The sequence below is a fragment of the Polaromonas sp. genome, from assembly GCF_049790275.1.
Classification (GTDB): Bacteria; Pseudomonadota; Gammaproteobacteria; order Burkholderiales; family Burkholderiaceae_C; genus Polaromonas.
This window is the reverse complement of record NZ_JBAQYR010000101.1, coordinates 15,740-27,867: the sequence shown is the minus strand read 5'-3', so window position 1 is coordinate 27,867 and position 12,128 is coordinate 15,740. Positions and strand designations below refer to the sequence as shown.

11 protein-coding genes are annotated in these 12,128 nt (G+C 60.0%); all 11 read left to right on the top strand.

Features of this window, described 5'->3' with window-relative positions:
• A partial coding sequence (gene tssC / locus WA904_RS13830; RefSeq protein WP_425197702.1) for a type VI secretion system contractile sheath large subunit occupies positions 1 to 1,164 on the top strand: 1,164 nt, incomplete at its 5' end.
• An 88-nt stretch (positions 1,165 to 1,252) separates the two neighbouring features.
• Positions 1,253 to 1,744 carry a type VI secretion system tube protein Hcp gene (locus WA904_RS13825; RefSeq protein ID WP_348067212.1) on the top strand — a complete coding sequence of 164 codons (492 nt, stop codon included), beginning with the start codon at positions 1,253 to 1,255 and terminating at the stop codon, positions 1,742 to 1,744.
• A gap of 54 nt (positions 1,745 to 1,798) precedes the next feature.
• Positions 1,799 to 2,260, top strand: a complete 462-nt coding sequence (tssE, locus tag WA904_RS13820; protein WP_425197701.1) for a type VI secretion system baseplate subunit TssE — start codon at positions 1,799 to 1,801, stop codon at positions 2,258 to 2,260.
• A gap of 2 nt (positions 2,261 to 2,262) precedes the next feature.
• Positions 2,263 to 4,029, top strand: coding sequence for a type VI secretion system baseplate subunit TssF (tssF, locus tag WA904_RS13815; protein WP_425197700.1), 1,767 nt, complete (start codon positions 2,263 to 2,265; stop codon positions 4,027 to 4,029).
• Positions 3,993 to 5,039: a type VI secretion system baseplate subunit TssG gene (gene tssG / locus WA904_RS13810; RefSeq protein ID WP_425197699.1), complete on the top strand. Its 1,047-nt coding sequence runs from the start codon at positions 3,993 to 3,995 to the stop codon at positions 5,037 to 5,039. The genes tssF and tssG overlap by 37 nt, the downstream gene beginning before the upstream one ends.
• Before the next feature lie 17 nt (positions 5,040 to 5,056).
• Entirely contained in the window at positions 5,057 to 7,780 is a 2,724-nt protein-coding gene (gene tssH / locus WA904_RS13805; RefSeq protein ID WP_425197698.1) for a type VI secretion system ATPase TssH, read from the top strand.
• Between the two features lie 6 nt (positions 7,781 to 7,786).
• A complete protein-coding gene (locus WA904_RS13800; protein ID WP_425197697.1) occupies positions 7,787 to 9,778 on the top strand; it encodes a type VI secretion system Vgr family protein in 1,992 nt (663 codons plus the stop codon).
• Position 9,779: 1 nt separating this feature from the next.
• Positions 9,780 to 10,520 carry a toxin-antitoxin system YwqK family antitoxin gene (locus WA904_RS13795; protein WP_425197696.1) on the top strand — a complete coding sequence of 247 codons (741 nt, stop codon included), beginning with the start codon at positions 9,780 to 9,782 and terminating at the stop codon, positions 10,518 to 10,520.
• Between the two features lie 2 nt (positions 10,521 to 10,522).
• Complete coding sequence (locus WA904_RS13790; protein WP_425197695.1) at positions 10,523 to 10,909, top strand: DUF4280 domain-containing protein; 387 nt, start codon at positions 10,523 to 10,525, stop codon at positions 10,907 to 10,909.
• A gap of 19 nt (positions 10,910 to 10,928) precedes the next feature.
• On the top strand, positions 10,929 to 11,144 hold the full coding sequence (locus WA904_RS13785; RefSeq protein ID WP_425197694.1) for a hypothetical protein: 216 nt from the start codon (positions 10,929 to 10,931) through the stop codon (positions 11,142 to 11,144).
• Between the two features lie 14 nt (positions 11,145 to 11,158).
• The gene (locus WA904_RS13780) at positions 11,159 to 12,112 is read left to right on the top strand and encodes an ABC transporter substrate-binding protein (RefSeq protein ID WP_425197693.1); all 954 of its coding nucleotides are present in this window, start codon (positions 11,159 to 11,161) and stop codon (positions 12,110 to 12,112) included.
• Positions 12,113 to 12,128: the final 16 nt, after the last annotated feature.

Sequence of the window (12,128 nt, the reverse complement as noted above, 5' to 3'; positions counted from 1 at the left end):
ACGGAAACCAGCACCCGGCTGAAGTTGCGGCTGCTTAATGTCACGAAGAAGGAGCTGCTCAAGGACCTGGAGTCCGCTGTCGACCATGACATGAGCGTCCTGTTCAAGAAGATCTACGAAGAAGAATATGGCACCTTCGGCGGTCACCCCTATTCCGTGCTGATCGGCGACTACACGTTTGGCCGCCATCCGCAGGACATGGCCTTGCTCGAGCGCATGTCCAAGGTGGCTGCGGCGGCGCACGCGCCCTTTATTGCCGCTGCATCGCCTGCCTTGTTTGACATGAAGTCATTCACCGAGCTGGGTGTTCCGCGCGACATGTCCAAAATCTTCGAAAGCGCCGAACTGGCCACCTGGCGCAGCTTCCGTGAGTCCGAGGACTCACGTTATGTGTCGCTGGTGTTGCCCAGCTATGCCGCACGCCTGCCCTACGGCGCCAAGACGATTCCGGTTGAGAACTTCAACTTCGAGGAAGACGTCGACGGCAAGGACCATTCGAAATACCTGTGGGCCAATTCCGCTTACCAGCTGGGCCTGCGCATCACCGACGCTTATGCCAAGTACGGTTGGTCAACTGCCATTCGCGGCGTGGAAGGCGGCGGCAAGGTCAGCGGCATGACCGCTCATGCATTCAAGACCGACGAAGGCGACGTTGTCCTCAAGTGCCCGACGGAAGTCCTGATCACCGACCGCCGCGAGAAGGAGCTCAATGACCTTGGCTTTATCGCGATCGTGAACTCCAAAGGGTCGGACTTCGCGTCCTTCTTCGGCGGCCAGACGGTCAACAAGCCCAAGCTCTACAACAAGGATGCGGCCAATGCCAATGCGCAGTTGTCGGCCCGCCTGCCCTATGTGCTGGCAGCTTCGCGTTTTGCGCATTACATCAAGGTCATCATGCGCGACAAGATCGGCAGTTTCCAGTCGCGCGGACAGGTGGAGACCTTCCTGAACAACTGGATTGCGGACTACGTCCTGCTCAATGAGTCCGCCCCCCAGGAAATGAAAGCCCGTTTTCCGCTGGGTGCCGCGCGCATTGACGTGACCGAAGTGGCGGGCAAGCCCGGCGCATACCAGGCAACCTGTTTCCTGAAACCGCACTTCCAGATGGAAGAGTTGACGGCGTCGATTCGCCTGGTGGCGGAACTGCCCGCTGCCGCCGCCTGATGCGGCGGAGCATCAAGCGTATTTGAACAGGGGGCTGGCCGGTTCGGACCGGCCTCCATCTCTTGGTTGGTTATTTACGGAGTGACTCATGATTTATCTCAAAATTGATTCCATCAAAGGCAATTGCACGGAAGATCCGTACAAGGAACAAATCATCGTTGACTCATTCAGCCATAGCTTGAGTCAATTCCTGACCTCGCGGCCGGGCAATACCGAGCGGACTTCTGATGGCCCCCAGTTTTCGGAAATGACCTTTTCGAAGACCATGGACTCGTCTTCGCCGGGGCTTTACCAGGCTTGCGCGGGAAACCTGAAGCTGGGCACTGCCACTGTTTCCGTGACGCGTATCGAAGGCGCCAAAGTGATGTCCACCATCCAGTATGTTCTCGGCGATGCGATGATTTCGAACATCAGCACCTCCGGTTCGGGCGGCGGGGATTTGCCCCAGGAAAGCTTCAGCATCAATTTCACGACGATCACGTCGCAGATGACGCAGCAAAACGCCGATTCCACCAAGAAGGGTGTTGCTCCGTTTGGTTGGGACCTCAAAGAGGGCAAAGCCCTCGCGCCGGCTGCCTGACGAACTGTGTTTTTTTACCGATGTCAGCCGGTTCGTTAAGAGACGCACGTCATCATGTCGGAACTCGTCCGAGGCTCGCCAGTACCTCTTTTCGATCGGCTGTCGTCTGTGCAGGGGTCGGACGGTAGTCGGCACCAGCTCCTGACGCCTGAGCAGCTGGAGGTGTCCATCGGGCGCGAATTGTCGCGCCTGATGAACACACGCTCGCCGCTCAAACCGTCGGAATTCTCCGGCAGCACGGGCACCACCATCGATTACGGGATTCCGGATATTTCAGCGCTTTCCCCCAAGTCCCATCCAGACCTTGATCTGCTGCAATCGACCATCAGGCAAGCCGTCAATCACTACGAACCCCGCTTGAAGGATGTCACCGTGAAGGCTTTTCCAGCCGCCAGCGGTGGTGGTGCGGCGACGTTGGTGATTGGTGGAACGGTGACCATAGGTTTGAAATTGCGCCAGCTGAACTTTGAGCTTCAACTTGATCAGCGGCAGGGCAGCCGCACAAAGGCGGCCTGAGCGTGGCCGAGATCCTGCATAACGATCTGCTGCAGTACTACAAGCGTGAGCTTGTTTACCTGCGTGACCAGGGTTCGAACTTCGCCAAGCGTTATCCCAAGGTGGCGTCAATGCTTGCGCTCCATGGCACGGAGTCGCTGGATCCGCACACGGAACGGTTGATCGAGTCCGTCGCTTTCCTGGCGGCCAGGGTTCACCAGGACCTGGACCGGGAGTTCCCGCAGGTGGCTGCGGCCTTGCTCGACAATTTGTGTCCTTCTCTGATCCAGCCGGTTCCATCCATGACGGTTGCCGAGTTTGGCCTGGACCCCAGCCAGGGCAAGGTCACGGCGGGCTTCAGGATTCCGCAACATACAGCCTTGTATGCCAGCGCATCCAATGGGCAGCAGTGCCGGTTCCGAACAGCCTGGAACACCGTTTTGTGGCCGGTGAAGGTTGTCAAGGCGGTGCTGGAGGGGGGCGGCTCCACGCTCCGGATAACTTTCGAATGCAGCGCCGAGACCGATTTCGCGGAGCTGGAAATGGACAGCCTGCGCATTCATCTGCAGGGGGACTGGATGACCACCATGCCCCTGTACGAATTCCTGGTGGCCGACGTTGTCGAAGCAAGCATCACGCCGGAAGGCGGCGTTCCCCGAATGTTGCCGGATGCTTCCTGGTGCGAGGTTGGCTACGCAGAGGGCGAAAATGTGCTTCCCTTGCCGGCCAATGCGCAGCCTGCATACGGATTGATGCAGGAGTATTTTGCCTTCCCCCGGAAATTTCACTTCTTTGACCTGCACAACATCCGTGCCCATGCCGGTAAATGCACCCGGTTTGACCTGGCCATCACCTTCGATCAGCCGGCGCGCGGCCTGGGCAACATCACAGCCGACAACTTCCGGCTCGGCTGCACACCCGTCGTGAACCTGTTCCCGAAAACCAGCGAGCCGATTCTGGTCGATCACCGGCATTATGAGTACCTGCTGGTGGCTGACCGCCAGCGCGAATCAACAACGGAAGTGCATTCGATTGTCTCGGTAACGGCATCGGATCCGAATGCAGAACGTCCCGTCATCGTGCCGAGTTTTTCTGCTTTGGGGCATATCCGTTCGGATGCGTCCACCAGCTTCTGGTCTTCCCGTCGCGAGCACAGTTTGCGCAAGGACATTTCGGGGACGGACGTTTTCCTGTCATTTGTCGATCAGGCCAATACCTTGAAGACCCCGGCCGATCCGGTGGTTTTTGCAAATCTGCTGTGTACCAACCGGCGGCTGGCCGAGCAGGTGCCTATCGGCGCGCGCATGGTGGCCGAGGGCGTTTCAAAAACAGCCACAGTACGCTGCCTGTACGAGCCGACCTCGCAGCGCAACCCGCCGCTTGGAAGCGAAACCCTCTGGCGGCTGGTTTCATTGCTGACGCTCAATCATCAGTCGCTGGTCGATGGCTCAACCGGCAAGGACCAGTTGCGTGAAATGCTGACCCTGTTTGCCTCCGACAGTACGCGTGACCATGAACAGATTCGCGGCATCAAGGGCTTGCAGGCGCGCAGCGTGACCGGCAGGATCGGGCACGATGCCTGGCGTGGCTACTGTCGCGGTACCGAGGTCCTGCTGGAATTTGACGAAGAGGCCTTTGTGGGTGGTTCCCAGCTGTTGATGTCTGCTGTGCTGGCACGGTTTTTTGCGATGTACACCTCCGTCAACTCTTTTGTTCAATTGGGAGTACGCCGCGGCGATGAAGTATGGAAACAATGGGAACCGATGAGCGGCCGCCAGCTGGTGCTCTAGTCGAACGACTGGGCGACCGGCCGCAGGGCTTCAATCTCTTTCAGGCGATCAGTCTGCTGGAGCGGGCTTCGCCGCAACTGGCGTCTGTCGGCAAGGGCGACGGCCAGACGGAAGCAGTGCGCCTCAAATCGGTGGTTTCGCTGGGTTTTCAACCCAGCGATGTCAGCAGGGTAAGCGCAGGCGCAGAAGATGCGGAAGCGTGGATTCTGGCCACACCGGTCCTGTCGCTGGCGGGCGCGCAGGGACCGCTGCCTTTGCCGTTTACCGAAATGGTGCTGGAGCGTACAGCTGCGCGCGACCACGCTACCGCTGACTTCCTGGACATTTTCAATCACCGCTTCCTCGCTTTTTTATACAGGAGCAGGAAGAAGCACCACATGGGCCTGAACTGGCAGTCGCCCCAGTCCTCATCGCTGGCGGGTTGCCTCGACGCTCTCAGTGCCTTGGGTCTGAAGGCGGGCCTGGGATCGCCGCAGGGTGAAGCGTCCTGGCTCCGGCACGCCGGGCTGCTGGGTGGTGCGCCACGCTCGATGACGGGATTGCTGGCCATGCTGTCGGACCGTCTGGGTGTGGTGGCCAGAGGCCGGCAGTTTTGCGGTGGATGGCGCAATCTCGAGCCGCGCGATATCACCAGGCTGTCCGGTCGTACACCCGGCCGTGCACCCCGGCTGGGACGATCAGCTGTTTTGGGCAAGCGCGTGTGGGACCAGGGCGCGGGCATCACGCTTGAACTTTCCGGGCTGACATTGCGTCGTTTGAGGCGCCTGCTGAGGGGCGGGGAAGAACACGGGCTGCTGGGCTGGATGGTGGGGAGGTATCTGCAGCAGGACGTTGGCGTGGAGATGGTTCTTCACATCGATGGTCGTGAACTCAGGCCAAGCATTCTGGGGCAGAAAGAGCCGCTACAACTGGGGTGGACCTCCTGGCTGGTAAGCGGCACGCCTTACACCGGTGCCTTCGCGCCTGCGAGGTTCAAACTTCATGACGATGCTGTCCCCGGCATGGCCTGAACGAAACGGCACTCAAGATGGAAATTGACATTCGCACCCTGTTGGGCAAGCTCAATCCCGAATGCAAACGGGCGCTGGAAAAAGCTGCGGAATTGTGTGTCCAGCAAACCCACTACAACGTGGATGTCGAACATCTGCTGTTCAAGTTGCTGGAGACGGAAGCGCCGGATGTCTGCCTGATATTTCCGGAGTACGACATCAAGATAGACGTCATCCTGGCCCAATTGCAGGACGCGATGGACAGGTTCAAGCGGGGGAACGGCCGCACACCGGCCCTGTCGCCGCATCTGGCGCCGCTGCTCCAGGAGGCATGGTTGCTCAGTTCCATGTTGCTCGGTGAGCAGCAGGTTCGCTCCGGAACATTGATGCTGGCGCTGCTGGAAGTCGATAGCCTGCGCGGCGCTCTGCTGGAATCGGCTCCCGGCCTGCTGCAGATTCCGCGCGAGAGCCTGCGCAAGAATTTGGCTGATTTGCTGACCAACTCGGCCGAAGACGCCGGCGGCGCCGTGCGCTCCGCAAAACCGGCAGCCCAGTCGCAGGCGCAAGACCCGACAGCCGGACCGGGTGTGGCCCAAGCGTCTTCCCCTCAAATGCCCACCATGCGTCGTGGCGCGTCATCCAACCCTTCGCTGGACCAATACACCGTTGACATCACGGAGCAGGCCAGGCAGGGCCTGATTGACCCCATCCGTGGGCGCGATGCCGAGATTCGCCAGATCATTGATGTCTTGTTGCGCCGGCGGCAGAACAATCCCATCCTGACCGGTGAGGCCGGCGTCGGTAAAACCGCGGTGGTGGAAGGCTTTGCGCAGCGCATCGTGCAGGGTGATGTTCCGCCTGCCCTGCAAAAGGTGTCGGTGCGCTCGCTGGATCTGGCCTTGCTGCAGGCCGGAGCAGGTGTCAAGGGCGAGTTCGAGAACCGCTTGAAATCCGTTATCGCCGAAGTCAAGGCCTCCCTGGTGCCCATCGTGCTGTTCATCGACGAAGCGCATCAGCTGATTGGTGCCGGCGGGGCAGAAGGCCAGGGCGACGCCGCCAATCTTCTCAAGCCTGCGTTGGCACGTGGCGAGTTGCGCACCATCGCGGCCACCACCTGGGCCGAGTACAAAAAATATGTCGAGCGCGATCCGGCCCTGGCGCGACGCTTCCAGGTGGTCAAGGTTGACGAACCTACCGAGGAGGTCGCCATTGACATGTTGCGCGGCATGGTCAAGACACTGGAAAAACACCACGGTGTCGAGATCATCGACGATGCAGTCAGGGACGCCGTCAAGCTGTCGCACCGCTATATCTCAGGGCGCCAGCTTCCCGACAAGGCCATCAGCGTGTTGGATACGGCGTGCGCGCGCGTTGCCATTGGGCAGAACGGACTGCCGCCGGAAATCGAATCGGTGGCACGCGAAATTTCCAATGCAGAAAACCAGCTGCGGATCTTCCGCCATGAATCTGCAACCGGGCGCGACCATGCGCACGCGATTGCCGCGCTGTCTCTGGAACTCGAAGGACTCAGGCAGCGTCAGCGCCGCCTGACCGAAAAGCTTGAAGAGGAAAAAAATGCGGTCGCCGAAATTGTGGCACTGCGCAAGCGCATCGCCGAAGGATTGAGGGAAGACGGCAGCCAGCTGGAAGGTGAAGACAGCGAAGACATGTCCGCTTCACTGAACCGGCTCGAGAAAGGGCTGGATGCGATCCAGAGCGACGAGCCCATGATTCCGGTGTGTGTCGACTCCGGCGTGGTTGCATCCGTGATCTCCGGCTGGACGGGTATCCCGGTCGGCAAGATGCTGGCCGACGAGTTGCATACCGTCCTCAACCTCAAGGAAAAACTGGCCGAGCGCGTGGTCGGGCAGGACCAGGCGCTGGATGCAATCGCGCGACGCGTCCGGACTTCCCGTGCCGATCTGGATGATCCGGGCAAGCCGGTCGGGGTCTTCCTGCTGGTTGGGCCCAGCGGCGTCGGCAAGACCGAGACCGCATTTGCACTGGCCGACATGATTTATGGAGGTGACCGCAACATGGTGACCGTCAACATGTCCGAATTCCAGGAGGCGCACACCGTGTCCAGCCTCAAGGGAGCGCCACCGGGCTATGTCGGTTATGGCCGTGGCGGCGTCCTCACAGAGGCAGTCCGGCGCCGGCCTTACAGCGTGGTCCTGCTCGACGAGATGGAAAAGGCGCACCCCGATGTGCTGGAGCTGTTTTTCCAGGTCTTCGACAAAGGTGTCATGGAAGATGGCGAAGGCGTCCAGATCGATTTCAAGAATACGCTGATCCTGTTGACCTCCAATGCCGCTCAGGATGTCATCACCGATGCCTGCGAAGGCGGGCGCCGGCCGGATCCCGAAGTCCTGATCGAGCGCTTGCGGCCGGTATTGATGCAGCAGTTCTCGCCGGCTTTTCTCGGGCGACTGGCGATTGTTCCCTATTACCCGCTTGGCGATGAGCAGATCCGGTCCATTGTGAGTCTCAAACTGGGAAAACTGGCCCAGCGCTTCTCCCGCAACCACAAAGCCGACTTCACCTGGGACGACGCCGTGGCACAAACCATCACTGCCCGGTGTACGGAAGTCGACAGCGGCGCGCGCAACGTCGACCACATCCTGTCGCACGCCGTTCTGCCTGAACTGTCACGTCAGGTGCTGGAGCGGATTTCCATGTCCGATGCCTTTGACGAGGTACACATGGGCGTGGATGCGCGTGACGATTTCTCCTTTACTTTCGGCCCGCCGAAACAGGTCTAGAGGCGCATGCGGACTGGCTTCAAACAGACGAATTCGGCGTTGACGGTGACCACACCGTTCGGTGCGGACGTGTTGTTGCTCGACTCTTTCCAGGGGGTGGAGGCTATCTCCCAGCCTTTCAGGTTTTCGCTGACAATGCGTTCTTCCGACACAGGTCTGGATCCGGCCCTGATTGTCGGCGCTTCGGTCACGGTCAAGCTTGCCTTGCCGGGCGGACCCGCCCGGTTTTTCAACGGCATCGTGTCGCGTTTCATGCATGCAGGCGGTGACCGCTCTTTCTCGTCCTATTCGGCGGAGCTGGTGCCCAGCCTCTGGCTTCTGACACTCAGCAGGGACAGGGCCATCTACCAGAACAAGACAGCGGCCGACATCATCAAGGCCATCCTGGGCGAGTTTGGCGTGACTTTTGATGCGCAGCTGACAGGTACCTATGGAAGCCGCGAATATTGCGTCCAGTACGACGAAACCGCACTGGAGTTCATCTCCCGGCTGATGGAGGAGGAAGGCATCTTCTATTTCTTCACCTTCACCGATGGTGGACACACCATGGTGCTGGGCGATAGCTCGGCAGCCCATATCGATTGTGTCGGTGGGGCCGCCCTGCGCTACTTCCCGGACCCGGGGGGGCGCCGCATGATGGATACCGTGAATCAGCTGGAATACGAGAGCCGACTGGTGGCGCAGAAGTTCGAATACAGCGACTACAACTATCTCACGCCCAGCACCGCCTTGCTGACCGAATCCGCAGGGGCGACTGGCAAGGGAAAGCAGTTCGAATTTCCAGGCAAACATGCAGTGCTGGCCGATGGCACGCAGCGCGCCAAGGTCCGCGCCGAAGCCAGCCAGGTCGACGGCGCGGTGTGCCGCGGCACGAGTTATTGCTATCCGCTTTCTGCAGGCAGGAAATTCACGCTCTCAGGCCACTCGAGAACAGCCTTGAACACGGCACTGGTGCTGCGGGCAGTGACGCACATGGCCAGCAACGAGCAGTACAACAACAGCTTTGAGGCGTTTGCCGCCACCGTGCCCTTCCGACCGCCGCGCCTGTCGCCGCTGCCGCGCGTTTCGGGCAGCCAGACGGCGCTGGTCGTCGGTCCCAGCGGCGAGGAGATATGGACCGACACGCATGGGCGGATCAAGGTCCAGTTTCATTGGGACCGGGTCGGCGTCAAGGACGAAAACAGTTCGTGCTGGGTGCGCGTTTCCCAGTCCTGGGCCGGGCTGGGCTGGGGAAGCCTGTTCTTGCCGCGGATTGGACAGGAAGTGGTGGTCAGCTATGTCGATGGCGATCCCGACCGGCCTATTGTCACTGGCTGCGTCTACAACGCCGAGAACACCACACCGGTGACGCTGCCGGGCATGCAAACCCAGAGCACCATCAAGTCACGCGCTTCCAAGCAGGGTACCGCCGGCAACGAAATGCGGATGGAAGACAAGAAGGATTCGGAAGAGTTCTATTTCCATGCGCAAAAAGACATGAAGATCGAAATCGAGAACGACCTGAGTACCAAGCTGGTAAAGGGGTCAGAAACGCACACGCTGGAAAAGGGAGATCGCACCGTCGATGTCCAGACCGGCAAGGAAGTCCACAAGGTCAAGGGCACGCGCGAACTCACGGTCACCGGCAATGAGACCCATACCAACAAGGCTGATTTCAGCCAGGCCGTCACCGGGAACTACGAACTGAAGGTCACCGGCAACCTGGTGATTGATGTGACAGGCTCCATCACGATCAAGTCCGGAACCACTTTCGGTGCCGAAGCCGGCACGTCCCTGACCAGCAAGGCGGGCACAGCACTGACCAACGAGGCCGGCACGTCCCTGACCAACAAGGCCGGGCTGGACCTGACGAACCAGGCGGGTACCGGATTGAAGAACAAGGCCGGGACCACGCTGGACAACGAGGGAGCGATGGTGACCAACAAGGCGTCAGCCATGCAGACGGTGGACGGTGGCGGGATGCTGACCCTCAAGGGCGGCCTGGTGAAGATCAACTGAGATGGCGGTGCAAAAAACCTCTGCCACCACTGCCGTGCCCGCGGATACGCCCGCTGGCGGGATGCAGCGCGGCTTTGTCGAGCGCGAGCAGTTCAACGACGCCGGTGGGCTGTCCAACCGCGCCGGTTTGATGGATGGCGTGCTCCAAGGCGAAATGTGCTCTTTTGGCCCGGACGGCAAACTGCTCGCCAGCGCCCAATACGATGCCGGCGTGCTCCACGGTGTCCTCAAGCTGTTTGATGAGCACGGCGATCCTGTGCAGGAGGCGAATTACACCCGCGGTTTACAGCATGGCTTGACCCGCGTTTTCGTGAAAGGGCGCTTGTTGTCCGAGCAGCGGTTTTCGAATGGGAGTCTGCATGGCGAGTCGGTCTCCTATTCAGAAGCCGGAGAGATCGCCCTGAAACAGAATTTTTTCAGAGGCGAGGTGGAAGGCGAGGCCTTCTTCATGAACGAGGGTGAAGTGGTCCGCCGGTCGCAGTATCGCAAGGGTCTGCTGGAAGGGGAAACGCTGGACTACGACCGCGACGGTGCGGTAGTGCAGAAAGCCGGTTACAGAAACAACCTGCTTGAAGGGCCGCTGACACGGTATTGGCCGGACGGGCAGGTGATGGAGGTGTTGTTGTACCGCGCAGGCAAACCGGTTGGCAAGCCCAGGCGTTTCGATAGCAAAGGGGTGGAACTGCGTGAGGACGCCAAAACCAGCCTCATGAAACGTCTCGAAAAACTGGTGAAAGGCTGAACATGGGCATTCAGGTCGCCGTGGGCGCAACCCTTCAGTGCAGTTTTGGCGTAGCACCCAGCGTGCTGACCGTGCTTCCCGCAAACCGTGTGCTCACGGGCGGACCGGCCGCGAACATCATGGACCATGTCCCGCTGGTCAATGTGCTGCCTTTTGGCATGTGCAATTGCCCCTCCAACCCGATGGTGGCCGCTGCGACGGCCGCCGCTCTCGGCGTGTTGACGCCCATGCCCTGCATTCCCATGACTGCGGCACCCTGGATGCCCGGTTCGGCGACGGTCATGCTGGGCGGCATGCCTGCCTTGCAGAACTCTTCCAAGCTGATGTGCCAGTGGGGCGGCGTCATCCAGATTCTTGTCCCGGGACAGTTCACCGTGATGGTTCCTTAAACGTGAAGATAGGTAACAAATGCAATACACTTTGTCGCTGACGACCCGGATGATGACCATTGCCGGGCTTTGCCTGCTGCTGCTTTGTGTGCTCCTGTTCCTGCTCGGGGTGGAAATCGGCAAGAAGATTTCTTCACCCGCAGAAGGAACTGCGCCCGCAGCTGCGCTGACCGCAACCCCGCCTTCGTCGGCGCCCGTCGGGGAAGCGCCTTCGCCACCCGTTGCCAAACCATGAATCAGGATTTGATGATGTCAAAAACAAAGCCCGGACACCCCTTGCACAGCCAGTCAACCTCTTGGTGGAAAGCCGGCTTGTTTGTTCTCGGGCTCTGGGGTTGTGTCAGTGCGGTCGCCCTCGCGGCGCCCCCTGCCGCCAGCGCGCCGGCCCCTGCCGCTCCGTTGACGGAGGTGGCGTCGGTAACCTCTGCGTTGCCCACTCCGAGCCTGGTCAAGGTGGCCGATGGCCGACTGCTGGCGCCCAGCATTGCCCGCATCGTCAACCGGGGGGAGCTCATCGTTGCGATGCTGGGCGTGGATACGCCCCCGTTTTTCTACATGAAGAAGGGTGAGCTGGTCGGTCTGGAAGTGGACCTGGCGAAAGCGATTGCGAAGGAACTCAAGGTCAACGTCCGGTTCGACCGCAGTGCCCGCACCTTCAATGAAGTGGTTGATGTGGTTGCGCGCCAGGAGGCTGACCTCGGCATCAGCAAACTGTCGCGGACACTGGCACGGGCTCAGATGATCAGCTTCACAGAGCCCTATATCCGACTGAACCACGCTTTCATCCTGAACCGGGTGAAGTTTGCCGAGCTGGCGCGGGATCGGCCCTTGCCGGTTGTGGTTCGCGAGTTCAAGGGTTCCATCGGGGTCATTGCGAAATCGTCTTTCTCGGACTACGCCAGCAAAAACTTTCCCCTTTCGGAGCTTCGCGAATTTCCGACATGGGACGCCGTTCTCAAGGCACTTGAAAAAGGCCAGATCATGGCCGCCTATCGCGATGAGTTTGAGATCAAACGGATTCTGAAAAGCGATCCGACGGCGTCCCTGACATTGCGCACGGTCACATTCAAGGACCTGGAGGACACCCTTGGCATCGCCGTGGGTATACAGGATCCGACGCTCCTGGCCTTTGTGAACCAGTTTTTGGCGGAGAGCACCGAAAAGCTGACGATTGACAAGGTGCTGAAGGCCCTGGACCGGTAATTGACTAACTAAGGCA